This is a genomic window from Pleomorphomonas oryzae DSM 16300, from assembly GCF_000422965.1.
GTDB lineage: Bacteria > Pseudomonadota > Alphaproteobacteria > Rhizobiales > Pleomorphomonadaceae > Pleomorphomonas > Pleomorphomonas oryzae.
The window spans coordinates 169,480-194,048 of the sequence record NZ_AUHB01000012.1 but is presented as its reverse complement, the minus strand read 5'-3'; the positions used below and the strand labels follow the sequence as shown (position 1 = coordinate 194,048).

The following is a 24,569-nucleotide window of genomic DNA, read 5'->3' as shown; positions in this document are numbered from 1 at the left end:
GGTGTAGGTGAGGTTCTCAACGTTGGTGTAGCCAGCGATGGAGAAGCTGGTCAGCGTGGTCTGCACCTCGTCGGTGCCGCCGTTGGCAAACTCGGTGACAATGGCTCCCTGGTTGCCGACGACGTAGATGTCGTCACCGTTGCCACCCTGAAGGGTATTGCCGGAGACGGAGGTGGAGAGGACGTCGTTGTAGGCCGAGCCGACGACCCGCTCGATGGTGTATAGGCTATCGCCCTGAGCGTCTCCGCCGGCGCCGACAGTCACGCCGGTGCTGAGGGTGACGTTCACCGCCGCGCTGGACGTCGAGTAGTTGACGGTGTCGGTCCCACCGGAACCGATGAAGAAGTCGACGCCAGCCGAGGCGACGAAGGTGTCGTTGTAGTTCGAGCCGAGGAACTCCTCGATGCCGTCATAGGTGTCGCCGGCCGCGTCACCGGCGTTGTTGGCACCGTTCTTGAGGTCGATGATGACGCCGACGGCCGCATCGCTATAACTAACGATGTCTACGTCAGCGCCGCCGCCGCCGATCAGATGGTCGGCGCCGGCGCCGCCGCGCAGCGTATCGCTGCCGGCCCCGCCAATGAGGGTGTCGTTGCCCGCTCCACCGGTCAGATCGTCATTGCCGGCTCCGCCGGTGATGATGTTGTCACCGGCGTTGCCGGTGCCGATGAAATTGTTTGTGCCGGTGCCGGTGTAGGTGAGGTTCTCAACGTTGGTGTAGCCAGCGATGGAGAGACCTGTGAGAGCGGTCTGGACCTCATCGATGCCACCGTTGGTTCCCTCCGTGACAACTACGCCGGAATTGCCAACGATATAGATATCGTCGCCAGCGCCGCCCCAAAGGGTCTGACCGCTCGTGCTGGAGCTCAGCGTGTCGTTGAACTTGGAGCCGATAACTCTTTCGATGGAGCTGAGAAAGTCTCCCTGGGCATCGCCTCCACTGACCGCGCCGGTGGTGAGGTTCACGTTGACCGCCGCTTCTGACAGCGAATAGTCGACGGTATCGGTGCCGCTAGCACCATAGAAGCTTTCGCCTCCGGCAGTTCCGGCAAATGTGTCGTTGTAGTTCGACCCGAGGAAGCGCTCGATGCTGTCGTAGGTATCGCCCGCCGCTTCGCCGGTGTTGACACCGGTTCTCAGGTTGATGCTGACGCCGGTGGTGGCATTCTCGTAGCTCGCCGTGTCGTTGCCACCGCCGCCGTGCAGTTGATCGGCGCCACCTCCGCCATTGAGGGTGTCGTCGCCGGCACCGCCAGTGATGATGTTGTCGCCGGTGTTGCCGATGCCGATGAAGCTGCCGGTGCCGGTGAACGTGAGCTTTTCGACATTGTCATAAGATGCGATGCTGAAGCCCGAGGCAGATTGAACCTCGTCGATGCCACCGTTAGCAAACTCGGTGACCACAACGCGGTAATCGCCGACGATGTAAACATCATCACCGGTACCGCCCATAAGGGTCTGACCGCTCGTGCTGGAGCTCAGGGTATCGTTGAACTTGGAGCCGATAACTCTTTCGATCGAGGTGAGTGAGTCTCCCTGGGCATCGCCTCCGCTGACCGCGCCAGTGGTGAGGTTCACGTTGACCGCCGCTTCTGACAGCGAATAGTCGACGGTATCTATCCCACCGTAACCATTGAAGCTTTCGCCTCCGGCAGTTCCGGCAAATGTGTCGTTGTAGTTCGACCCGAGGAAGCGCTCGATGCTGTCGTAGGTATCGCCCGCCGCTTCGCCGGTGTTGACACCGGTTCTCAGGTTGATGCTGACGCCGGTGGTCGCATTCTCGTAGCTCGCCGTGTCGTTGCCACCGCCGCCGTGCAATTGATCGGCGCCACCTCCGCCATTGAGGGTATCGTCGCCGGCACCGCCAGTGATGATGTTGTCGCCGCTGTTGCCGATACCGATGAAGCTGCCGGAGCCGGTGAACGTGAGCTTTTCGACGTTGGCGTAGGATGCGATGCTAAAGCCGGAGGCAGACCGAACCTCGTCGATGCCGCCACCGACGTCTTCGGTGACCACAACGCGGTAGTCGCCGACGATGTAAACATCGTCACCGGCACCGCCTATGAGGGTCTGACCGCTCGTGTTGGAGGTCAGGGTATCATTGAATCTGGAACCGACGACCGTCTCGATTGAGATCAATTGATCGCCCTCGGCATCGCCGCCAGTGCCTTTGCCGGTCGTGAGGTCGACGTTAACAGCCGCAGAGGAATCAGCGTAACTCGCTGTGTCAGTACCAGACCCGCCGTTGAGAACATCCGCACCGGCCCCACCGATCAGAGTGTCCCTACCGTCAAGACCGGATATCTGGTCGTCGCCCGTTGTTCCGTTCAGAACATCATTCCCAGTAGTTCCAGTGATCGTCGCCATCTTGATGCTCCCTAAAACTTGTCGATTTGAATCTGTGCGAGCCTCATTGCTCTCGGAAGACCCGGGCTGCATGGTCGCGGATTGGCTTGCTAAGGTAGGAAAGGACCGTCCGATCGCCGGTCCGAATGAAGGTTTCGACCGGCATACCAGGGACAAGCGTCAGCGGGGCGATCCGCGCCACTTCGCTTTCGGGTAGCTTGATGCCGACTCGATAGAATCCAGCACCAGACTTTTCGTTCGTGACTAAATCAGCCGATACCCGGATAACTTCGCCGAAGAGCTCAGGAGTGGTGCTTCGGTTGAAGGCGCTGAGCCGCAGGGTGGCCGCCTGCCCAAGAGAAACTTGGTCAACGTCCTGAGGTGAAATGCGGGCTTCGACCGTGAGGCCCGATTGCTGAGGCACGATCTGCATCAGCGGTTCGGCGGGGCGAATGACCCCACCAACAGTGTGGACGGACAGTTGGTTCACGAAGCCAGAAACCGGCGCGACTAGATCAAGGTGCTTTAGCTGGTCTAGGGCCGCAACCTCGCGTTCGAGCAACTCCCCCTCTTTGCCTTCGAGGTCTCTAAGTTCGGTAGAGACGTCATTACGCAAGGCTTGGTCGATTTGCAGAAGCTGGATACCGATTTCAGACTGCTTCTGCCGGGCCTCAGCGATGGCTGAGATAATGAGGCCGCTCTCTCCGCGTAGCCGAGCTGCTGCCCGAGCGAGGTTGTTGACCCGATCGACTGGGGCTAGGCCGCGATCATATAGGGTGCGAACGCCCGCGAGTTCTTTCTCGATCAGTTGGGTTTCGTCACTCTTGGCATCCTGCTGGGCGACGTATCCACGAATTTTCTCGTCGATCTGCGCGACCTGCTCGGAAAGCCGTTGTTGTTGACCTCGACGGGAGGCGCGGCGATCTTCAAATAGCCGCCTCTCGGAGGCCATCAACGCTTCCGCACTCATAGGGCCGTGCCGGTTGACCAGATCAGCGGAAACGGAAACATCCTCCCGTCCATCCCGCTCCGCCTCCAGGCGTGCACGACGCGCATAGAGCTGGTCCAGCGCCTTCGTCACCACAGCCAAGTTCGTCTTCGAGACTGTCGCGTCTAGCTTGATAAGCACCTGTCCGGCGTCGACCCGTTGCCCTTCCCGAACCAACAGTTCGGCGATGATGCCACCACTCGGGTGCTGTACCTGTTTGCTACTGCCCTCGACCGTTACGATGCCGGGAGCCGAAACTGCGCCTGAGATTTCGGTGATCGCCGCCCATCCACCCGCGCCACCGATGAGCAGGATCACGGCTCCCAGTCCAGCTACCATATTGCGGCGCATGGCCTTTTGAATCGTCTGTTCGGTGGAGCGCATTAAGACTGTACTCCCTCGCCTGCGACAACTTTGAGGGAGGTATTCGCGGGTGCTCGGGAAACCGATGATTGAGGTTTGAGGATCGTGTCCCGTGGCCCGAATGCCTTGGCCATGCCGTTTTCAATCACCAGCACGTCGTCGAGTATTGGAAGGATGTTGGTACGGTGGGCGACGATGAGTACGATTCCGCCGCGACGCCGCACCCCTTCCATAGCGAGAGTCAGCGCTTTGTCTCCCTCGGCGTCGAGATTGGAGTTGGGCTCGTCAAGGACAACGAGGAAGGGATCCCGGTAGAGTGCACGGGCCAATGCGATGCGTTGCAACTGGCCAGCTGATAGATTGAGACCGCCTTCGCCGATGAGCGTGTCGTATCCATTAGGAAGAGTGACAATCAGGTCATGCACACCAGCGGCAACCGCCGCGGCGATGACCGCCTGATCGTCCGCTCTTGGATCGAGGCGAGCAATGTTCTGGGCGACTGTGGCTGGGAACAGCTCGACGTTTTGTGGCAGATAGCCGATATGTTGTCCTCGAACCGTCGCCGGCCATTGTTCAAGATCGGCGCCATCAAGCCGGATGCTACCCCGTAGTAGCGGCGTGGCCCCGACGATGGCGCGAACCAAAGAGGACTTTCCTGCGCCGCTGGGGCCAATGATGCCGACAATTGTTCCTGCTTTTGCCTCAAAGCTAACGCCTTGAATCGAAGGTCGACGATCACCAGGAGGCGCGGCGACAATCGACTCGACGGACAATGTCTTTCTCGGACCAGGGATGACAGTGCGAGCCGTATCTTCCGGAAATAAGAGAAAGATTTCTTGAAGGCGGCTCCAGGCTAACCGTGCAGACGATAAAGCCCGCCAGTTGGCAATGATTTGCTCCACGGGCGAAAGTGCACGAGAGACAATAATCGATCCTGCAACAATCGCCCCTCCGGTCATCTCGCCCTTGATGACAAGCCAAGCTCCAAGCGCGAGTACCACTGACTGGAGGATCAATCGAAAGGCTTTGGAGATGCCGGATAGAATTGAGGTGGCCGAGGCGGACTTTCTCTGCAGATCAACATAGGACCGGTGTGCCTCCTCCCACATTTCGAGGGCGTGATCACGCATCCCCATTGCTGCGAGAGCTTCGGCGCTTCCATAAGCAGCTTCGCCGTATCGGTTGCGGCGAGCGAGAGCGAGGCTAGCGTCTCGGATGAGAGGTTTGATCAGGACATGGGTCGTTACTGTGAGTCCGATCAAGAGTACTATTGACCCCGATACCAAAACGCCAATCAGCGGATGCATAAGAAAGCTGACGGCGAGGAACACAGGCAACCACGGCAGTTCGAAAAGCGCGACAAGACCGGTTCCAGCCAGGAATGCCCGGATTTGGTCCATTTCCTGCGCGGGTTTCAAGGCATCATGGAGGATACGAGCCCTGAGCGGTGTTCCGGCGATGACCGCGAATACGCGGCGAGACAATGAGACATCAACGGCCTCTCCGAACCAAATCATCAGGCGGGAGCGGATAATGTCGAGGAAGCCGTAAAACGCATATACTACCGAAATTAAGGCCAATAGAGCGATGAGTGTAGAAGTGCTTTTTGAAGGCACAACACGATCATAGATCTCGAGCATGAACAGAGGGCTTGCTAGAGACAATAAACTTAGCACGCCGGAAAAAAATCCAGCGACGACCAGCGCCTTCTTCATTGCGCCCCTCCGGCTGCTGCAGCCATATTTTACGGAAACAAATCGAAACGAAAGTTACAAGGAATCCATGCGTCAGCGCAACCTCTCGGACTCCATCTCCGCGCAATGCACCCACAGATATTTTTTCTTCAAACTCCGGTAGCGGAAAGAGGCGCGCACACCAGAATTAAACACGCAATAAGGGTTGAGCCACACCGTAAACCGGAAATCCGCTGAAACCCGCTGTTTTGCCGATCCAAGGGGCCACCTGAAATGCGGTTGTCCTGAACCGACTGTCAGTTAATCTCTGTCCATGGTGAATTGTTACAATCCGTCCTGCGAGATACCGCATCAGTATTCAAACGTATCAGGCTATAGTATCCAAGGGCCAAGCCAAACATCAAAGGGATCGTGTCCCAGAGCGTGATGCAGCTGACCGTGCATCTCCGCATCACCGGCTTGGACCGGGCCGGTCAGCTGGCGATAGCAGGTAGGCTACCGGTGGAATCGCTTATTGGCGCGATGGTTTCCAGTCTCACGGAGCAGTCGCGCTGGGTGGTCCATCCATCATTCTGCTTAAGGAAGAACGCACCAATAAGACGGACAATGGCCTCTTTGAGCCGGCCGGTTTATAACCGTAGGGGATCAAACTATGGACATCTTCCCAAAAATCTTCCCAAAATAGCTCCTAACTCCACTGACGTAGAAATTATATAATATACTGAAATATAACATCATTTTACCATTTTGCTGATACGCTAACTTAGCATTTTGGCGAGCCCCGCCGTCCGCACCACCTCCTCGCTCAGGGGCAGTCTTCCAATCTCCTATGATCTCAAAAACCCGGCGCTTCTTCACGGCAAAGCGCTGAAAACCGCCTGCCTGGAAGGCCGGCATGTCGATGCCCAGCAGCGCTGCGTTGCATTGTGGAAACATGACCTAAGTAGTTGATTTATTTGAATTGTAAACCTTACGCGCAAATACGGTTTCCCATTGTGCCTATTCGCGTAAAAATCAATTCATATGTAAAGCAATTTTTAGCACCAAATACGGCCGAGTTGGCGCATGTCAGCTCGGTCTTTTCGTGGATGAACCACCCCGGCTATCCCAATCCCGGTGATCCCCTCAGCCCTATGACCTTCCTGAATTCTGCTCTCGTCCAAAGATGAGAGTGATTGGCATGTAAACCGTTTATATCGTCGGGACAAGGACTTAAACGTTTTTAGATGGCTTGTGTTTCTCCGCCGAAAGTCTGATCTAGACATCAGGAAATCAATCCTCCGGCATCAGCCAACCGATTGATGCCGCGCAAGAATTCACAATCGAGAGCCCGCCTGCCGCCGCCTCCCGCCGGGAGATGGACCGGAATGTCATGTCCGGACGAGCCCTCCCGTCGTTCCGACAAGGAGACAGAGATGACCGTGATGAACTTCTCCATCCCCCGCACCATCATCTATGGCGAAGGCTCGCTCGCCAAGCTGGCCGATCTCAAGGGCAAGAAGGCTGCGCTGGTCACCGGCGGCAGTTCGATGAAGCGCTTCGGCTTCCTCGATCAGGCGATCGCCATCCTGAAGAAGGGCGGCATCGATTCCATCGTCATCGACGGTGTCGAGCCCAATCCGTCGGTGGAAACCGTCTGGCGCGGCGCCAAGGCCATGCAGGAGTTCGAGCCCGACTGGATCGTGGCCATCGGTGGCGGCTCTGCGCTCGATGCGGCCAAGGTGATGTGGTGCTTCTATGAGCACCCGAACCTCACCTTCGAGGACATCATTCCGGTCGGCGCCATGCCGCCGCTGCGCAACAAGGCTCGCTTCGTCGCCATTCCCTCGACCTCCGGCACAGCCTCCGAAATCACCGCCTTCTCGGTGATCACCGACACCAAGAACCATATCAAATACCCGATCGTCGCCGCCGACATGGTGCCGGACATTGCCATTCTCGACCCTGCCCTGCCGATGGTGATGCCGGCCAACGTCACCGCCAACACCGGCATGGACGTAATGTGCCACGCCGTGGAAGCGGTCGCTTCCATCGCCGCCACGTCCTTCACCGACCCTTACGCGGTGGAAGCGATCAAGTTGGTGCTGGAGAACCTCGAAAAGGCCTATACGACGCCGACCGACAAGACGGCCCGCTTCAACATGCACAACGCCTCGGCGCTGGCCGGCATGGCCTTCACCAACGCCTCGCTCGGCCTGGTGCATTCCATGGCCCACAAGATCGGCGGCGAGTTCGGCGTGACCCACGGCCTCGCCAACGCGATCATGCTGCCCTACATTATCGACTTCAACCGGCAGTTCACCGACAAGTATGCCTATGTGGAGCGGGTACTCGGCATCAAGGATCTGGCCGAGGCGATCCGCAAGCTCAACAAGAGGCTGGCCATCCCCTCGACCTTCAAGGACTGCGACGAGGTCGATTTCGACGAGAGCAAGTTCAAGAAGGTGCTGAACCGCATGAGCGAGAACGCCTTCGCCGATCCCTGCACGCTGACCAACCCCGGCACGCCCTCGGTGACGGATGTGAAGGCACTCTATACCGCCGCCTACTACGGCTGAGACATCGGCTAAATGCGGCTGAGGCGGGCGCGGTATCCCAAGGGTGCCGCGCCCGCCTTATTTTCGGACGACGATTCCCAAGTTTTTCTATGAACCTTCGCATTTTCCCGAATTGCCCGGCCGCCAAGCGACGGGCTACAAATGATAATCATTTGCAACAAGGAACCGCGGACGCGCATTGCTGCCGCCGAAGCGCTTCCAGATAGATGGTATCGCATCGTCTCCGGCCTTTGCTTGGTTGTTCAAGGGATTGGCGGTCGCTGGTCGCGCGACGTCCGCAGTCTTCGTCGTTCTGGATCAGTCACTCCTATTCGCGACGGTGGTGCTTCGGCGGTTCCCCGCCAAAACGATCGACTTCCGCGTTGTCCGTGCGGGCGATCGCATACTTCCGGCCGGATATCCTTGAGGGTATCCGGCCTTTTTCTTTGACCGTCGGATCATCCTCGGCTCACTGGCAGCCTGGCTCAAATGACGCTTTGGAATCGCAAACCGATGCTCTAAACAGAACGGAATTCTGGGCGCTCGGGAGAAAAAGATGACCTATTGCGTTGGCATCCTCGTCAAGGAAGGTCTGACGATGATCGCGGACACGCGCACCAACGCCGGTCTCGACAACGTCTCCCAATACAAGAAGCTGCACATTTTCGAAAAGCCGGGCGACCGCATGATCGCCGTGGCCACCGCCGGCAACCTTGCCATCACCCAGGCCGTGCTATCCTTTCTGAACGAAGGCATCGAGAACAAGGACACCGGTCAGATGGAAACCATCTGGACGACGCCGTCGATGTTCAAAACGGCTCAGCTCGTTGGTCGCGCGGTGCGCGAGGTCTACCGCATCGACGGCGAAGCGCTGGAGCAGTCCAACGCCGGCTTCGAGGTGACCATGCTGGTCGGCGGTCAGGTAGCCAAGGGGCGCCTTCGCCTGTTCATGGTCTACCGCCAGGGCAATTTCATCGAGGCGACCGAGGATACGCCCTTCCTGCAGATCGGCGAGCACAAGTATGGCAAGCCGGTCCTCGACCGTGCCATCACCTATGCCTCCGACCTCATCGAGGCGCTCAAGCTCGGCCTGATCTCGATGGACTCGACGATGCGCTCCAACCTTGGTGTCGGCATGCCGATCGACATCGTCACGGTGAAGCGCGACGCCATCGCCCACGATATCCTGCATCGCATCGAGCCGGGCGAGCCCTATTTCCATGACCTGCGCGAACGCTGGAGCGCGGCGCTGCGCGCCGCCTACCGAGCCATTCCCATCCCACCCTATAAATAAGAGCGGGGATACCCCCTACCCCCGATCCCTGAAGCGATTGGTGATCGGGTAGCGGCGGTCGCGGCCGAAGTTTTTGGTGGTGATCTTGACGCCGGGCGCTGCCTGCCGCCGCTTGTATTCAGCGATATAGAGCAGGTGCTCGACGCGGCGTACCGTCGCCTCTTCGAAGCCGGCTGCAATCAGCTCGGCCACCGTCTTTTCCTCCTCGACGAGGCCATTCAGGATGCCATCGAGCACCGGATAAGGCGGCAGGCTGTCCTGGTCGGTCTGATTTTCGCGCAGCTCGGCGGTCGGCGCCTTGGTGATGATGCGCGTCGGGATCACCTCGCCGGCCGGCCCCTTCAGCCCCTCCGGCCTATGGGCGTTGCGCCACTCGGCCAGCGCATAGACCTGCATCTTGTAGAGGTCCTTGATCGGGTTGAAGCCGCCGTTCATGTCGCCGTAGAGCGTGCAGTAGCCGACCGACATCTCGCTCTTGTTGCCGGTGGTCAGCACCATCGACCCGAACTTGTTGGACACCGCCATCAGGATGGTGCCGCGAGCGCGCGACTGCAGGTTTTCCTCGGTCGTATCCGCCTTGGTGCCCTCGAACAGCGGCCCCAGTGACTTCAGGAAGCCTTCGACCGGATCGGCGATGGCGACCACATCGTAATGGACGCCGAGCAAGGCGGCGCATTTCGCCGCATCCTCGAGGCTGTCGGCCGACGTGTAGCGATAGGGCAGCATCAGGCAGCGCACCTTGTCCGCACCGAAGGCGTCGACGGCCATTGCCGCCACCACCGCCGAATCGATGCCGCCGGACAGGCCGAGCACCACACCGGGAAAGCGGTTCTTCTCGACATAGTCGCGGAGGCCAATGACGCAGGCCTGCCAGTTGGCGGCGTGAACCTCTGGATAGGGTGCCACATCGCCGGGAACGATCCGCCAGCCATCGTCGCCTTCGGCGAGCGTCACCAGCGCCACCGTTTCCTGGAAGGCCGGCAGGCGGCAGGCCAACTCGCGATTCGGGTTGAGGCCGAAACTGGCGCCGTCGAATACCAATTCGTCCTGGCCGCCGACGGTGTTGAGGTAGACCATAGGCAGGCCACTTTCGACGACGCGGGCATTGGCGCTATCAAGCCGCTCGCTGAGGACCGTCCAGCGATAGGGCGAGCCGTTGATGACGATCAGCAGCTCGGCGCCCGTCTCCGACAGGTGCTCGACGACTTCAGGCTTCCAGATGTCCTCGCACACCGGCAAACCAAGACGAATGCCCCGGAAGGCAACCGGCAGCGGCATCGGGCCGGGCACGAACACCCGCTTCTCGTCGAACACCGAATAGTTGGGCAGGTCGGCCTTGAAACGCAGGGCGGCAACGGCGCCGCCGTCGAGCAGCGCGATGGCATTGTGCAGCTCACCCGTCTCTCCCACCCATGGAGTGCCAATCAGCACGGCGGGGCCGCCATCGGAGGTCTCGGCTGCGAATTGCTCGATCGCCCGGCGGCAATCCCGCTGGATGGCCGGCTTCAGCACCAGATCTTCCGGCGTGTAGCCAATGATATAGAGCTCGGGCAGCACCAGAATATCAGCGCCCAGCCGGGCCGCCTCGGCGCGCGCCTGCCGCGCCTTGTCCAGATTACCGAAAATGTCGCCCATGACTGGGTTGGCCTGGGCGAGCGCGAGCTTCAGGGTGCGGAATGAATTTGCCATGATGCCCGCAATCTAGACGGAAAGCCGCCGTCGCGGCAACCAGGATCAGCGGATCGGCTTGCCCTGCAGCGGCGACCGCACCCGAATGATCTCGCTTGGACCATCGTGAATGACTTTGGCCGGCGGTATCGCCGGGATCAGCCGCTTGCCCCGCCGCGCATAAAGCTGCCGGGCAGATGACAGTTCGGCAAGCCTCTCGTAGAGACGGCGGGCCGACAGCGGCTTGACCAGAACATCATTGGCGCCGAGTTCCACCGCGGTCAGCATGCGGCGCTTGTCGGCATAGGCGGTGACCATGATCACGGCAAGCGTCGATACCCGTTCATCGGGATGGCGACGCAACAGATCGAGCAGCGCCGCCCCGTTGCCGGCCGTTCCGAGATTCCAGTCGAGAAGAAGGACGTCCGGCGACTGGGTCATAACCAGGGTGAGGGCTTCCGCCTCGGTCGCCGCCTGCAGGATGACGCGCACACCGAAGGCAGTCAGCATCGTTTCCGCAAGTTTGCGGAAATAGGCGCTATCGTCGACAATGCCGACACGCAAAGCGTCGAGACGCACATAGGTACCGTGATCCAGCGGATCGATCATGAAGCGAAAAACCCTAAGACAACAACCTACTAGAGCGATATATCTCCTCTTCCGGGTTTCAGGCTTGTCACGGAATAGAGAAAATTTGGTTTACGGCGGCAACGTTTTCTACACCATGATCGTCAACAAAAAAGGGCGCACCGTGAGGAGCGCCCTTTATTTTTGACCTTGTCGGTGAAGATATCAGCCGACGATTTCGGTCCCGGAGAACCAGTAGGCGATTTCCTGGGCGGCCGTCTCCGGCGCGTCGGAACCGTGCACCGAGTTCTCGCCCATCGACAGAGCGAATTCCTTGCGGATGGTACCGGCGGCGGCCTTCTCGGGATTGGTGGCGCCCATCACTTCGCGGTTCTTGGCGATGGCGTTCTCGCCTTCCAGCACCTGGACGACGGTCGGCGCCGACGACATGAACTCGACGAGTTCGTCATAGAAAGGCTTGCCCTTGTGGACGGCGTAGAAGCCCTCGGCCTCTTTGCGGCTCATCCACACTCGCTTGGACGCGACAACGCGCAGGCCGGCCGCCTCGAGCTTGGCGGTGATGGCGCCGGTGAGGTTGCGACGGGTCGCGTCGGGCTTGATCATCGAGAAAGTACGTTCGATCGCCATGAAAAACTGCCCCTCTATGGTTGGCGGCACGGCGGGGTCCGGTTGTCACCAGATCCGCTGGTCAGGCCGGCTTATAGCCGTGGGATGAAACCGGGGCAAGCGCGGCAAAGCCTCGAAAACCGATGGCAAGTCGACTTTCGTGCCGGGGCATGCGGCGCTGCCCCTTCCTCTGTCTGGTATGACAATACGGCGGTCTTGAGCCGGCTTCACGCCGGAAGGGCGCCCGCCGTCGGCTTCAGCTCCGCCGTCAGGCCGGCGATGCGCTCGCAGAGCGAGGAAAGCGGGCTACTGCGCCGCCACGCAAGACCGATGCTGCGGTGCGGCTCCGGCGCGGAGAAGCGGCGGAGACGCACGCGGCTGGCATCGAGCGGCGTCGACGCCAAAAACAGCTCCGGTAGCAGCGTGATACCCTGGCCCGCCGCGACGAGCTGCAGGATCGTGGCCAGCGAGGTGACGCCGGCCCGCGTCAACCGCCGCGCATCGAGAGCGCCGCAGGAGGCGAGCGTCTGATCGCGCAGACAGTGTCCGTCTTCGAGCAGCAGCAGCGCTTCGGTGGGAATGTCGGCCGCCCGGTCAAACGCACCGAGCGACAGCAGCCCGGTGGCCGGCGTCGCCAGCAGGAACGAGTCGGTGAACACCGGCACTTCCACAAAAGAAGGATCGCCAAGCGGCAGGCTGGCGATGACGAGATCGATTGCGCCAGCCTGCAATTCTCCGACGAGACCCGCCGTGACGGTCTCGCGCACGCCGACCTTCAGCGCCGGAAAGCTTTCGGAGAGGGCCGGCAGCAGCCTTGGCAGCAGATAAGGACCGATTGACGGAATGATGCCGAGGCGCAGCGAGCCGACCGTCGGGTCGGCGGCGGCATGGGCGAAGGTTTCGAGATCCTCCACCTCGGCGAGAATGCGGCGGCCGCGTCCAACGATGTCCTGGCCGGCCGGCGTCAGCCGGGCACCGGAAGCGGCACGCTCGATCAATTGGCAGCCAAGCGCCTCTTCCAGCTCGCGGATCTGCGCCGACAAGGCCGGCTGGCTGACGGCGGCGCGCTCGGCGGCCCGGCCGAAATGGCCCTCGATGGCCAGCGCATCGAGATATCGCAATTGGCGAAGGGTAATCCTCATAAGAAAAACCTATCAGCCCGGCCGGACAATGCAATTGGAATGATTCCAGGAAATGCCGTCATGTCGGTGGCAGCCAAACCTTTTTCCCGTCCGCCATCACAGAAAGATCCGCCATGACCGATAGACCGATCCAGACCACCACTGCCGGCGCTCCCATATCCGACAACCAGAATTCGCTGACGGCCGGTCCGCGTGGCCCAGTGCTGATGCAGGATTGGCAGCTCATCGAGAAACTGGCCCATCAGAACCGCGAACGGATTCCCGAGCGTGTCGTGCACGCCAAGGGCTGGGGTGCCTTCGGCGAGCTGACGGTGACAGAGGACATCACGCGCTACAGCCGCGCCCGCCTGTTCTCCGAGGTCGGCAAGAAGACGCCGCTGCTTCTCCGCTTCTCGACAGTGGCCGGCGAGCTCGGCGCCGCCGACGCCGAGCGCGACGTGCGCGGCTTTGCCCTGAAATTCTACACCGAGGAAGGCAACTGGGACATCGTCGGCAACAACACGCCGGTGTTCTTCGTGCGCGATCCGCTGAAATTCCCCGATTTCATCCATACCCAGAAGCGGCACCCGCGCACCAACCTGCGCTCGCCCACCGCCATGTGGGACTTCTGGTCGCTGTCGCCGGAGAGCCTGCACCAGGTCACCATCCTGTTCTCGGATCGCGGTTTGCCCACCGATGTGCGCCACATCAACGGCTACGGCTCCCACACCTACTCGTTCATCAACGACGCCGGCGAACGATTCTGGGTGAAGTTTCACTTCAAGACGCAGCAGGGCCATCGCCACTACACCAACGCCGAGGCGGCGGAACTGGTCGGCCGCGCCCGCGAATCGACGCAGGAAGACCTGTTCGGCGCCATCGAGGCCGGCGATTATCCGCGCTGGACGTTCTTCGTTCAGATCATGCCGGAACTCGACGCCGAGAAGACGCCCTACAATCCCTTCGACCTCACCAAGGTGTGGCCGCACGCCGACTATCCGCTGATCGAGGTCGGTACCTTCGAACTCAACCGCAACGCCGACAACTATTTCAACGAGATCGAGCAGGCTGCCTTCTCGCCGTCCAACATCGTGCCCGGCATCGGCTTTTCGCCCGACAAGATGCTGCAGGCCCGCATCTTCTCCTACGCCGATGCCCATCGCTACCGGCTCGGCACTCATTACGAGGCGCTGCCCGTCAACGCGCCGAAATGCCCCGTCCATCACTACCACAAGGACGGCGCCATGAACTTCATGCCCAACAAGCCCAATCCGGACGCCTATTACGAGCCCAACAGCTTCGGCGGCCCGCGTCAGGCACCAGAGTTCCGTGAGCCACCGCTGAAAATATCGGGCGACGCCGACCGCTACGACCACCGCGCCGGCAACGACGACTATTCGCAGGCAGGCGCGCTGTTCCGCCTGTTCAACGACGAGCAGAAGCAGCGCCTATTCCACAACATCGCCGCCGCCATGGCCGGCGTGCCGCTGGAAATCGTCGAGCGTCAGCTCGGGCACTTCGAGAAAGCCGATCCGGCCTACGCCGCCGGTGTGCGTCAAGCCCTTCGCGTCGGCTGAGGCGGACGGATGACGGTCAACAAAAAGCCCGGCCAGAACCTGGCCGGGCTTCTTTTATTCAGACTGCAAGCCTTGATCAGGGCTTTGTGGCGTTACCGGAGGCGGCGCTCTGCGCGTCCAGAAGCTTCTGCTGCGCTTCCTTGGCCTTGCGCTGCACTTCGGACGCGAGCTGGTCACGCTGGCGCTGCAGGGCAGCGGTATCGATCGCCGGCCCCTCGTAGGAGGTGGTGAAGCCGGAAAGCGAAATCGGGAAATTCAGCGCCTTCGCCTGCTGGTTCTGCGTGGTGATGATCAGGTCCTTGCCCTTCTTCATCGACGCGGTGAAATCGTCGGTGATCGGGATCTCGGCAAAGCAGGCGTTGGGCATGCAGATGGTGTACTTGCCCGGCACCTGGGTGTTCTGGTCGACCTGCACGCGGATGCCCGGCTGGATCAGCATGGCAACCGGCGTCTGCACCAGAAGGATCTTGCGGGTTTCGCCGTCAACCTCGCGCACGCCGGCCGAGGCGAGGAACTGGCCGCTGTCGGTGCGGAGCTCGCGCACCGTAAAGCAGACCTGCTTCTTGGTGCGGCCGTCTTCGCCGCAGAGCTTGTTCCACGGATTGTCCGCACCTGCGTCAGTGGCAGCGCCGGCGGCGGCGGGAGCCGCAGGTGCCGGAGCAGCAGTCGGCTTGTCCTGAGCCAGGGTGGCCGTCGCCGACAAGAGCAGCGCCGCAACGCAACCCAGAGTTCTGTAAGAAAAAACTGTTGCCATTCGCCCAATCCTTCGCATGCGTCGATCCGGAGGCTCACATCTGTGGCGCTACCGATCGTCTGATTTCGATCGACTTGTCAACAGCGCTTCGTGCAATCCGAACCCGAGGAAGCCTGCCGAAAGTGACTTTTCTCCGCCCTGCGGCACGCAGGGCGCACCCCACCCCCGCCCGGAAGTCAGGAGAACCCGATGACGGCAAATTTGGGCAACACGGTGGCCCCCAGGCAATAGACGAAAAATCCTTGCCCAACAGCGCGGTTCGGCGGTGGACCAAGTGCCGTTCGTGCCAAAAATCAGCGGTCTGGGTAGAAGGGGTATGTTAACGTCTCATAAAGATTCGCGTCCGCACGGAGCCCCTGTTTATGTCTGGCGTCATCAATCGCCGCGTTTTTTGTCTAGGCACTGTTGGCGCCGGCCTTCTTCTATCGCTGCCGGCGCGCGCCGCGCCGAGCCATGGCATTGCCATGCATGGCGAGCCCGCTCTTCCCGCCAATTTCGACCATCTTCCCTATGCCGACCCCACGGCCCCGAAGGGCGGCACTTTTGCTCTGGGCTTCCCCGGATCGTTCGACAGCCTCAACCCCTTCATCGTCAAGGGCAATGCGCCGCGCGGCCTGTCCGACATACTCTATGGCAACAACGTCTGGGATACGCTTCTCTACCGCTCCGCCGACGAGGCGTTTTCGCTCTACGGCCTCCTCGCCGAGGGCGTCGAAATGCCGGCCGATCGCAGCTGGGTCGAATTCACGCTCAATGCCAGCGCCACCTTCGCCGACGGTCAACCGGTGACGGCCGATGACGTGCTGTTCACGGTCGACCTGCTAAAGAACAAGGGCCGGCCGGTCTACAAGCGGCGATTCGACAAGGTGGTGTCGGTTGATCGTGTCGGCGAGCGCACCCTGCGCTTCTCATTCGCCGACGGTGCTGACCGCGAGCTGCCGCTCTTGATCGGTGGCTTTACGCCCATCCTGCCCCGGCACGCGGTGGACTCGGATACGTTCGACCAATCGTCCATGAAGCCGCTGATGGGCTCCGGCCCCTACCAGGTGGCCAGCGTCGACGAGGGCCGGCAGGTGGTGCTGAAGCGCAACCCGAATTACTGGGCGCGCGAATTGCCCATCAAGCGCGGCCTCGACAATTTCGACGAGATCCACATCGAGTACTTCAAGGACAGCACCGCCTATTTCGAGGCTTTCAAGTCCGGTGCCTTCGATCTCAATATCGACAACGATCCCGGTCATTGGGCCAAGGCCTACGATTTCCCGGCGGTCAAGGACGGCCGTGTCGTCATGGAAAAGGTGAAGAACGGATCGCCCAAGGGCATGACCGGCTTCATCTTCAATACCCGCCGCGACATCTTCAAGGACATCCGGGTGCGCGAAGCGCTGACCCTGCTGTTCGATTTCGAGGCGGTCAACAGAACGCTCTATTACGGCGCCTATGCCCGCAGCGGTTCCTATTTCGAGGGATCGAGCCTGTCGGCGCTCGGCGTGCCGGCCTCCGACGCTGAGAAGGCGCTGCTCGGCCCCTTTAAGGATCAGGTGCGGCCGGACGTCATGGCCGGCACCTATGCGCCGCCGGTCAGCGACGGCTCGGGCCGCGACCGCAAGGCGCTCCGCGCCGCTCTCGATCTGCTCGGCACGGCCGGCTGGAAGCTCGACGGCCGTCAGCTGGTCGATGCCAACGGCAAGCCGTTCGCCTTTGAATTCATGGCCAAGGTGCCCGACGAGGAACGCCTGGCCCTTGCCTATCAGGCGACGCTGAAGCTTGTCGGCATCGACATGTCGGTCCGGCTCGTCGACTCGACGCAGTATTACGATCGGCAGAAGAGCTTCGACTTCGACATGCTGCAGATGCTGTTGACGGCGTCGCTGTCGCCCGGCAACGAGCAGGTGAACCGCTGGTCGCAGAAGGCGGCCGTCACCGAAGGCACCTTCAACTATGCCGGCGCGTCGAGCCCGGCCATCGACGCCATGATCGATGCGCTGCTCGCCGCCACCGGCCAAGCCGAATTCGAGACGGCCGTGCGTGCACTCGACCGCGTGCTGATTTCCGGCCTTTATTGCATACCGCTCTTCCACCTGCCCGAGGATCTGGTCGCCCGTTGGACACGCATCCACCGACCGGATGCGACGGCGCTGACCGGCATTCAACCGTCCGCCTGGTGGGCGGACGCCAAATCCTGACGCCCAAGGCGTGAACCAAGGGGCCAACAGGGAAACCCGCGATGATCCTGACGTCCGAACAACGAACCGAAGCCTACGTCGCATCCGGCGCCTGGAACAATGTGACGCTCGGCGACTTGCTGCACCGCTCTGCGGTCGCCGCGCCTGAGACGGTTGCCTTCGAAGACGTCGGCGTGGGCGCGGTACCAGGACTTTCCGCCCGCTATAGTTTCGCCGACGCCGAGAAGCGCATCAACGGCTTGGCCGCCTTCTTCGCCACCGTCGGTCTCCGGCCGGACATGGTGCTGGGCATTCACCTGCCGCCCTGCGCCGACGCCGCCATCATCCTGTTCGCCGCCCTGAAGGCCGGCCTGGTGGTGGCGCCGCTGCCCATCTACTGGACCAAGTCGGAAATCGAGGCGGCCATCGAAGCGGCGTCGATCAAGGCCATGGTCACCGGGTCCGAAATCGAGAATGAGCCGTCGGGTGAGTTGGTGCGCGACGTCGCCGCCGACACTTTCGCCATCCGTTTCGTCTTCGCCGTCGGCGACGGCCAGCCGGACGGCCTGATCGATCTTTCGGAAGTGCTCGCCGACCTCGATGCGCTGGGCGATGCGCCGGAGGTCACGCGGCGCGGTGAGGCGGCCGATCATATTGCCCTGCTCTCCATGGCGCGCACGCCCGACGACGAGCTGTTGATCGTCCCCTACAGCCATAACCAACTGATGGCGATCGCCACCGGCCATCTGATCGAGGCCGGCATTGTCGCGCCTGAGACGGTGCTGTCCACCATGCATCCGGCCAGCCTCGCCTCGGTGGCCGGCTCGATGGCGACCGCGTTGATGTCCGGCGGCCGTGTCGCCTTCCATCACGGTACCTCGCTCGCCGGCCTTGCCGATGCGGTGGAGACGGCGGGCGCCGATCGTGTCGTGCTGCCGGAGGTGATGGTCGCTCCGCTTGCCGCCAGCCTCGACCGCGACATCGCCTTTTCGGCCGTTGGCGCCGGCCTTGGCCTCGCTCCGGCGCCGGCGGCACGCACCGTCGACCTGGTGACGCTAGGTGGCCTCTGTCTCATCCCGCGTGGCCGTGACGCCTCCGGCGGCGCCGTGGCGCTGCCGATTGGCGAGGCGCGCATGGGTGGTCTCGACGCTGCACCGGTGCTGTTCGAAGCCAGGATCAAGGCAAAGGCTGCGGCTCGCAACCGCAGGGCTGAGAACGGCGAACTGCTGCTCGGTGGCGCCGCCATCCCCGACGCCCCCTGGCCGGAGCCGCAGTCCGGCCGCCGCAGCGCCCTGCTCGGCGTCACCTCCGACGGCTTCCTGCGCACCGGTCTTGCGGCCGAGGAACAGGACGGACGGCTGGTGATCACCGGCACGCTCGGCGAGACCATCGGCATCGCCGGCATCACCGTGTCGCCCAAGCGGCTCGACGCGCTGTTCCGCACCTATCCCGGCGTCGAAGACGCGGCCGTGTTCCCCATCGAGGCCGGCCCGGTCGGCCATCGTCTCGGCCTGGCCGTGGTGCCGAAAGCCGGCGAACGGCCGTCGCTCACCGAACTGCTGGTCTGGCTCGAAGGCGAGGAAGCTGGCAAGCTCGACCGTCCGGCTGCGCTGCTCTCGGTGTCGGAGATCCCGCGCGATGCCGACGGCACGGTGCGCCGCCAAGCGTTGTTTCTTCAAGCGGTAGCCTGAGCGGTTACGTCCCTGAGGTGTCCGGCACTTTCGTCCGCTGTTCGGCTTCGAGCTTGCCGAGCATTTGCGCTCGCGCCGGCGGCAGATCGATCGCCCGGGGGCCGGCGACATGCCGATCGAGGAAGAAGCCGGTGAGCTTCAGCGCCGCCGCGACGTCGGCGGCGTCTGGGCTCTCTTCCGATCCGGACAGCAGGAAGGCGGGAAGCCTCAGCAGGCGATCGGCGTAAGGCGCACCGGCATCGCCGCACACCGCCCGCGCCGATTTGGGACTGACGAAGCGAAGATCGTCGGTCCGGCCCGTGGCGGCGCAACAGCTAAGGTCGAGCCCGAAGCCCAGCTCCTCGAGCAGCATCAGTTCGAAGCGGGCCACCAGCGCCGCCGATTGCAGAAAGCCGTCGAGATGGTCGAGCAGCGTGATCGCTGCCCGATAGAGGCCGGGATGCGCTTCGCGCTCGGCCAACAGCCTGAGATGCCCCGCCACGACCTGCACGCCGAACACGCCGGCCGCGCTCTCCATCAGTCGGGCGGCGCGAGCTTCCGACAGTTCGACCGAAAACAGGCCGAGGTGGGTCTCAAGCCGGGCCCGCCAGGTGACCAGCAGCGAGTTGCCGGCCTGAAGCACCGGCTGCAGGCGCCGCGAGCGCGCGCCCTTGACGAGGCCGAGGTGGCGGCCGTAGTCGGGCGTCATCACCTCGATCACCGCGCTGGTTTCCCCATGCGGACGAAGGCCGATCAGCAGCGCTTCCGACACCCATTCCATCGACGGTCTCAAATCAGGCCGAGCTTTTCCTCGGCATCCTCAAGCGACAGTAACACGGCGGCACGCCCAAGCTGAGTGGCAAAACCCTGCCGCGCCAGCATGGCGATCTCCTTGTTGAGACCGTCACGGTCGGGCCGCTCGCCCCGCCGCCACGGGCCAATCCGGCGGCGCCGGCAAAAGCGCAAGGCCGCCACCATCTCGTCGGTGCCCTCCTCCTCGATTGCCGTTCGCGCCAGCTCGCCATCGACGCCCTTGGCCCGGAGACCGAGTGCGATCTTGAGGCGCGAGGTGCCCTTCCGGCGCGCCGAAGCGACGCGCGACGCGGCAAAGCCAGCGTCATCAAGGAGGCCGAGTTCACGAAATTCGGCTGTCAGCGCGGCAACGAGATCGCCGGCGCGGGCCTCACCCAGCACCACGTAGCCGGCCGTTTCCCAGCGGCGCAGCTTCTGCTCCATCAGCTCGGCGAAATGAGCCTCCGAGGCAGAATAGCGCTGGAGATAAGTAAACCCCGAGCGGCGCAGCTTCTCGCGGAGCTTCTTCGGGTCGGTCGGTGTCGTTTGGATGGGGGCATCCGGCGCATCGGGGATTCGATCCCATCCGCCGCCCCGCTTGCTCCTCACGGCCGATTGTCCTCCTGCGCCTCCGTCTCGGCCGACGGCCGTCCCTTGAAGCCCTTGGCGACGACATACATCTCGACGCTTTCCTGGCGCGACGACGGTGGCTTGAAGTGGAAGACCTGGGCGAAATTCTGCTTCAGCGAGGCCAGAAGCTCGTTCTCGGTACCGCCACGGAACACCTTGGCGACAAAGGCGCCGCCCGGCCGCAGCACATCGACGGCGAAGGCGATCGCCACCTCGCAGAGGTACGTGGTCCTCAAATGGTCGGTCTTGTGGTGACCGGTGGTCGGCGCCGCCATGTCGGACACCACGACGTCCGGCGCGTGGCCACCGAGTGCCGCCATCAGCGCTGCCGGCGCGTCTTCGTCGAGAAAGTCCTTCTGCAGCAGCGCCACGCCGGACACGCCATCCATCTCCAGATAGTCAATGCCGACCACCAGCGGATTGGCGGATGTCGATCCGGTCTTCTTGGCCGCCACCTGGCACCAGCCGCCCGGCGCGGCGCCGAGGTCGACCACCCGGTTTCCCGGCTTCAAGAGGTGAAACTTCTCGTCAATCTCAATCAGTTTGAAGGCGGCGCGCGAACGCCAGCCCTCCTTGCGCGCCTTGACCACATAGGGGTCATTGAGCTGCCGCTGCAGCCAGCGCACCGACGAGGCGGTACGGCCGCGCGCCGTCTTCACCTTCACCTTGAGGCCGGTGTCGGCGCGTCCTTTGCCCTTGGCTTTATCCGGGGTCTTGGTTTTATCCGGCCCCTTGGACTTGTCCGGGCCGGCCGGCTTGTCTCCGCCGGATTTTCCCTTGTCAGACATGCACTTCCGTCCTTGCGGGCTGTGGCCGGCGGCGCCAGACGCCGTCACGGGCCATGAGTTCGACCAGGATGCCTTCGCGCAGGCCACGATCGGCGACGCGCAGTCGCTGGCACGGCCATTTGCGGCGGATCGCTTCGAGAATGGCGCAGCCGGCCAGCACCAGATCGGCGCGATCCAGGCCGATGCAGGGATTGGCGACGCGCTGATCATAGCCCATGTCGATCAGGCGATGGATCATCTTGTCCACCTCACCGCCATCGAGCCAGACACCATCGACGCGGCGGCGGTCGTAGCGCTTGAGGCCGAGATGAATACCGGCGAGCGTGGTGACCGTACCGGAGGTGCCCAGCATATGGGCGCCACCGGAGGCAACGAGGTCCGCCGCGCCTTCCATGCCCTCGAACCCTTCGAGAAGGCCACTCACCTCGTCGACCATGTCGCGGTAAATGTCGGGGGTGACCATATGGCCGCCGTGCCGCTCGCTGAGCGTGACGACGCCGACGGGCAGAGAGGTCCAGCTCTTGATGAAGCGGGTCAGCGCGAAGCCTCGCGCCTCGCCACGATGTCTGAGATCGAGCCAGACCAGTTCCGACGACCCGCCGCCGATGTCGAACAGCAGCACGCCCTCGGAGCGCGGATCGATCAGCGTGGCGCAGCCGGCGACCGCAAGCCGCGCCTCGGTCTCCCGGCTGACGATCTCCAGGCTGAGGCCGGTTTCGCGCCGCACCCGATCGAGAAACAGCGCGCCGTTTTCGGCCTGCCGGCAGGCCTCGGTGGCGATCAGCCGCATGCGGCGCACCTTGAGATCGGCGAGCTTGCCACGGCAAACGGCCAACGCTTCCACGGCACGATCCATGGCCGCGTCGGACAGCCGGCCGGTGCGGCCAATGCCTTCGCCGAGCCGAACAATACGCGAATAAGCGTCGATGACCCTGAAGCCACGATCCTGCGGTTCGGCCACCAGAAGGCGGCAATTGTTGGTGCCGAGGTCAAGTGCCGCGTAAAGCGGACCGGTCACCATTCCACGACGGCTGCCTTCGCGTCCGTGCGGTGCATGGCCGTGATGATGGTGGGCGGCTGCACCAGCGGAAGATCGCGCTTCGCCACCTTCGGCGTGGCGATCCCCACTCTTGCGGCGTTCGCCTTCACGGCCGCGTCCCTCTTCGGGTCGTCCATCCTCGCGGCCGGGCTTGCGCACGCCGCGCAAGGCACCCTTGGCCGGGCCCCGCCGCCGGCGGCGTCGAGGGCCTTCCTCACGCGGCTTTCCAGCCGGCGCTTCCGTCTTGTCGGATTTGGCTACAGCTGGCGAATCGCTCCGCACCGGCGGCGGATTGGTAGCCCGCTCCGGCTGCTTGTCGCCTGTTGTCGGCGCATGTCCCACCGAGGTCCTGTCGGCCGCCGCGCCCGAACCGGACCGGCGTTTGCGGCGGCGTCGTGCCGCTCGCTTCGACAGGGCATCGGACGCTCCGTCCGCCGCTGCGTTGGCAGTGGGGTCGGCTCGTCCTCTCGTGGTATCTGCGCGGTCGCTTTGATCGCCCGCGTCACCCACTGAGATCACTCCAGCGCGCCGCGATCCAGGGACCGGCTACCTTGTGGGGCAACCGACCTTCATCCGAACCGTTCCCTAGAGGACCGGCACGGGGGCTCGAGCGGCACGCATGCTCGTTTGTCGTCGGGTCGACAGTACCAGTTGCCGCCAGCAAAGGCTAGTGGAGGTCCTGCATGGCGGTCGCTACCAGTATGGAGATGTCTCGGGGAGCGAGCCTCAGCGCAGCGGCGCGAAGCTATCCCCATGCCAGGCCTGCGGCGCGTAGGTGCCCTCGCGCCAATCGCCCTTGTCGTCGAAGGTGACCTTGCCAAGCACGGTGTTGGCACCGCTCTTGTGCAGGAAGGTTGCTTCGCCCGGGAGATCGCCGCCCTTGGCGAGCGCCGCGATCGCCGCCTCGGTCGCCGCATGAGCGCTAAAGATCGTGTCGGTCGGCATCAGCTGCCGTTCTTCGAGCGAGAGAATGAGATTCACCGCCTCGGGCTGCGATTTGTCGATGAAGGGCAGAAAGAAAACGGCGCCCTCGGCGGCATCGCCCGCCAAGGCCTTGAACTCGGCCAGCGCCAAGGCCTCGTCGCCGATCAGCGCCGCATTCAGACCACGCGCCTTCATCTCGGTGGCGATCACCGCTGCGTCGGCCTGGAGGGCTCCCACCACCACCGCCGACACCGCAGCATCCTGGATCTTGCCGATCAGATTGTTCTGGCTCTTTTCGCCGGGCGTGAAACCCTCGGTCATGGCAACGGAACCGCTGGCGTCGGCGAACAGCTTGGCCGCCTGTTCGACCAGCCCCTGGCCATAGACGCTGCCATCGTGGACGAAGGCGACGCGCTTGCCCTTGAAACGCTTGCTCAGGTAATCGGCGATCGCTCGCGCCTCGCGATCGGATCGGATGGCCATGCGGAACACGCCGGCGCCGACCTTCTCGTCGGTCAGACGCGGGTTGGTCGCGCCCGTCGATAGGAACAGTACGCCCGCCTGAGCATAAACGCGCGCCGCCGGCAGCGCCGCCGCCGTACAGGCATGGCCGATAACGGCCTTGACGCCCTTGCCGATCAGCTGATTGGCCACCGCCGTGCCGGTCTCGGCTTCGCATTTATCGTCGACGGCGACCGTGCGGATCTTCTCGCCGTTGATGCCGCCGCGCGCGTTGGCCGCCGCCACGGCGATTTCGACGCCGGCTTTGATGTCGCGTCCGATATCGGCAAAGCTTCCACCCATGGGACCGGCGATCCCGATCGTCACGTCGGCCTGCGCAGGCGACAGGGAAGCGACGCCCAGCGCCACGACCAGAAGACCAGCCCGACACGTGCCGCCTGAGATGCCCGCCATGACCACCGTAGCCTCTGCCATCCGTCCCACTTTCAGCAGCAATAGCAGCTTGGCCCACAAAACGAAACGCCGCCGGATCACTCCGGCGGCGCTCGATGAAGGACTGCTGG

The 24,569-nt window shown here is 62.7% G+C and carries 18 protein-coding genes; 5 read left to right on the top strand and 13 right to left on the bottom strand.

Annotated features, from left to right (window positions below; translation table 11 throughout):
- The 3 genes from G522_RS27700 to G522_RS27695 form a co-directional block, all read right to left on the bottom strand.
- A partial coding sequence (locus G522_RS27700; protein WP_281168500.1) for a beta strand repeat-containing protein occupies positions 1-2,367 on the bottom strand: 2,367 nt, incomplete at its 3' end.
- 43 nt (positions 2,368-2,410) lie between these two features.
- Complete coding sequence (locus G522_RS0119345) at positions 2,411-3,718, bottom strand: HlyD family type I secretion periplasmic adaptor subunit (RefSeq protein ID WP_026792462.1); 1,308 nt, start codon at positions 3,716-3,718, stop codon at positions 2,411-2,413.
- Positions 3,718-5,412: a type I secretion system permease/ATPase gene (locus G522_RS27695; protein WP_051228855.1), complete on the bottom strand. Its 1,695-nt coding sequence runs from the start codon at positions 5,410-5,412 to the stop codon at positions 3,718-3,720. Before G522_RS27695 ends, G522_RS0119345 begins: the two co-directional genes overlap by 1 nt.
- Before the next feature lie 1,394 nt (positions 5,413-6,806).
- On the opposite strand from G522_RS27695, the gene G522_RS0119330 reads away from it, so the two are divergent.
- Both G522_RS0119330 and G522_RS0119320 read left to right on the top strand, forming a co-directional pair.
- Positions 6,807-7,949: an iron-containing alcohol dehydrogenase gene (locus tag G522_RS0119330; RefSeq protein WP_084633292.1), complete on the top strand. Its 1,143-nt coding sequence runs from the start codon at positions 6,807-6,809 to the stop codon at positions 7,947-7,949.
- 535 nt (positions 7,950-8,484) lie between these two features.
- The gene (locus tag G522_RS0119320) at positions 8,485-9,222 is read left to right on the top strand and encodes a proteasome-type protease (RefSeq protein ID WP_026792458.1); all 738 of its coding nucleotides are present in this window, start codon (positions 8,485-8,487) and stop codon (positions 9,220-9,222) included.
- 15 nt (positions 9,223-9,237) lie between these two features.
- Here the strand turns inward: G522_RS0119320 and G522_RS0119315 are convergent, their stop codons facing one another.
- The 4 genes from G522_RS0119315 to G522_RS27690 all read right to left on the bottom strand — a co-directional run bounded on the left by G522_RS0119315 (position 9,238) and on the right by G522_RS27690 (position 13,226).
- Entirely contained in the window at positions 9,238-10,911 is a 1,674-nt protein-coding gene (locus G522_RS0119315) for an NAD+ synthase (RefSeq protein ID WP_036840018.1), read from the bottom strand.
- Between the two features lie 45 nt (positions 10,912-10,956).
- Positions 10,957-11,499 (bottom strand): response regulator, encoded by a 543-nt coding sequence (locus G522_RS0119310; RefSeq protein WP_026792456.1) that lies wholly within the window; start codon positions 11,497-11,499, stop codon positions 10,957-10,959.
- 183 nt (positions 11,500-11,682) lie between these two features.
- Positions 11,683-12,105, bottom strand: coding sequence for a nucleoside-diphosphate kinase (gene ndk, locus G522_RS0119305; RefSeq protein ID WP_026792455.1), 423 nt, complete (start codon positions 12,103-12,105; stop codon positions 11,683-11,685).
- Positions 12,106-12,311: 206 nt separating this feature from the next.
- Positions 12,312-13,226: a hydrogen peroxide-inducible genes activator gene (locus tag G522_RS27690; RefSeq protein WP_084633291.1), complete on the bottom strand. Its 915-nt coding sequence runs from the start codon at positions 13,224-13,226 to the stop codon at positions 12,312-12,314.
- A 113-nt stretch (positions 13,227-13,339) separates the two neighbouring features.
- Between G522_RS27690 and G522_RS0119295 the strand changes: the two genes are divergently transcribed.
- Positions 13,340-14,782 (top strand): catalase, encoded by a 1,443-nt coding sequence (locus G522_RS0119295; protein ID WP_026792454.1) that lies wholly within the window; start codon positions 13,340-13,342, stop codon positions 14,780-14,782.
- A 76-nt stretch (positions 14,783-14,858) separates the two neighbouring features.
- Here the strand turns inward: G522_RS0119295 and G522_RS0119290 are convergent, their stop codons facing one another.
- Positions 14,859-15,536 carry an invasion associated locus B family protein gene (locus G522_RS0119290; RefSeq protein ID WP_026792453.1) on the bottom strand — a complete coding sequence of 226 codons (678 nt, stop codon included), beginning with the start codon at positions 15,534-15,536 and terminating at the stop codon, positions 14,859-14,861.
- 362 nt (positions 15,537-15,898) lie between these two features.
- Here G522_RS0119290 and G522_RS0119285 point away from each other — a divergent pair, with 362 nt between their 5' ends.
- Together G522_RS0119285 and G522_RS27685 are read left to right on the top strand one after the other, a co-directional pair.
- Complete coding sequence (locus G522_RS0119285) at positions 15,899-17,722, top strand: extracellular solute-binding protein (RefSeq protein WP_036840016.1); 1,824 nt, start codon at positions 15,899-15,901, stop codon at positions 17,720-17,722.
- Positions 17,723-17,763: 41 nt separating this feature from the next.
- Positions 17,764-19,392 carry an AMP-binding protein gene (locus G522_RS27685; protein WP_036840014.1) on the top strand — a complete coding sequence of 543 codons (1,629 nt, stop codon included), beginning with the start codon at positions 17,764-17,766 and terminating at the stop codon, positions 19,390-19,392.
- Positions 19,393-19,396: 4 nt separating this feature from the next.
- Here the strand turns inward: G522_RS27685 and recO are convergent, their stop codons facing one another.
- The 5 genes from recO to G522_RS0119255 all read right to left on the bottom strand — a co-directional run bounded on the left by recO (position 19,397) and on the right by G522_RS0119255 (position 24,480).
- Positions 19,397-20,152 (bottom strand): DNA repair protein RecO, encoded by a 756-nt coding sequence (recO, locus tag G522_RS0119275; RefSeq protein ID WP_026792451.1) that lies wholly within the window; start codon positions 20,150-20,152, stop codon positions 19,397-19,399.
- 8 nt (positions 20,153-20,160) lie between these two features.
- A complete protein-coding gene (locus tag G522_RS27680) occupies positions 20,161-20,772 on the bottom strand; it encodes a regulatory protein RecX (protein WP_051228853.1) in 612 nt (203 codons plus the stop codon).
- A complete protein-coding gene (locus G522_RS27675) occupies positions 20,769-21,581 on the bottom strand; it encodes an RlmE family RNA methyltransferase (RefSeq protein WP_084633289.1) in 813 nt (270 codons plus the stop codon). The genes G522_RS27680 and G522_RS27675 overlap by 4 nt, the downstream gene beginning before the upstream one ends.
- The gene (locus tag G522_RS27670) at positions 21,574-23,130 is read right to left on the bottom strand and encodes a Ppx/GppA phosphatase family protein (protein ID WP_210162944.1); all 1,557 of its coding nucleotides are present in this window, start codon (positions 23,128-23,130) and stop codon (positions 21,574-21,576) included. Before G522_RS27670 ends, G522_RS27675 begins: the two co-directional genes overlap by 8 nt.
- A gap of 216 nt (positions 23,131-23,346) precedes the next feature.
- Positions 23,347-24,480, bottom strand: a complete 1,134-nt coding sequence (locus G522_RS0119255; RefSeq protein ID WP_026792450.1) for a branched-chain amino acid ABC transporter substrate-binding protein — start codon at positions 24,478-24,480, stop codon at positions 23,347-23,349.
- Positions 24,481-24,569 lie beyond the last annotated feature (89 nt).

Excerpts from the sequence above, each read along its gene's own strand:
- G522_RS0119345 (WP_026792462.1), bottom strand. The coding sequence starts at position 3,718 with ATGCGCTCCACCGAACAGACGATTCAAAAGGCCATGCGCCGCAATATG.
- G522_RS27695 (WP_051228855.1), bottom strand. The coding sequence starts at position 5,412 with ATGAAGAAGGCGCTGGTCGTCGCTGGATTTTTTTCCGGCGTGCTAAGT.
- G522_RS0119330 (WP_084633292.1), top strand. The coding sequence starts at position 6,807 with ATGACCGTGATGAACTTCTCCATCCCCCGCACCATCATCTATGGCGAA.
- G522_RS0119320 (WP_026792458.1), top strand. The coding sequence starts at position 8,485 with ATGACCTATTGCGTTGGCATCCTCGTCAAGGAAGGTCTGACGATGATC.
- G522_RS0119315 (WP_036840018.1), bottom strand. The coding sequence starts at position 10,911 with ATGGCAAATTCATTCCGCACCCTGAAGCTCGCGCTCGCCCAGGCCAAC.
- G522_RS0119310 (WP_026792456.1), bottom strand. The coding sequence starts at position 11,499 with ATGATCGATCCGCTGGATCACGGTACCTATGTGCGTCTCGACGCTTTG.
- ndk (WP_026792455.1), bottom strand. The coding sequence starts at position 12,105 with ATGGCGATCGAACGTACTTTCTCGATGATCAAGCCCGACGCGACCCGT.
- G522_RS27690 (WP_084633291.1), bottom strand. The coding sequence starts at position 13,226 with ATGAGGATTACCCTTCGCCAATTGCGATATCTCGATGCGCTGGCCATC.
- G522_RS0119295 (WP_026792454.1), top strand. The coding sequence starts at position 13,340 with ATGACCGATAGACCGATCCAGACCACCACTGCCGGCGCTCCCATATCC.
- G522_RS0119290 (WP_026792453.1), bottom strand. The coding sequence starts at position 15,536 with ATGGCAACAGTTTTTTCTTACAGAACTCTGGGTTGCGTTGCGGCGCTG.
- G522_RS0119285 (WP_036840016.1), top strand. The coding sequence starts at position 15,899 with ATGTCTGGCGTCATCAATCGCCGCGTTTTTTGTCTAGGCACTGTTGGC.
- G522_RS27685 (WP_036840014.1), top strand. The coding sequence starts at position 17,764 with ATGATCCTGACGTCCGAACAACGAACCGAAGCCTACGTCGCATCCGGC.
- recO (WP_026792451.1), bottom strand. The coding sequence starts at position 20,152 with ATGGAATGGGTGTCGGAAGCGCTGCTGATCGGCCTTCGTCCGCATGGG.
- G522_RS27675 (WP_084633289.1), bottom strand. The coding sequence starts at position 21,581 with ATGTCTGACAAGGGAAAATCCGGCGGAGACAAGCCGGCCGGCCCGGAC.
- G522_RS0119255 (WP_026792450.1), bottom strand. The coding sequence starts at position 24,480 with ATGGCAGAGGCTACGGTGGTCATGGCGGGCATCTCAGGCGGCACGTGT.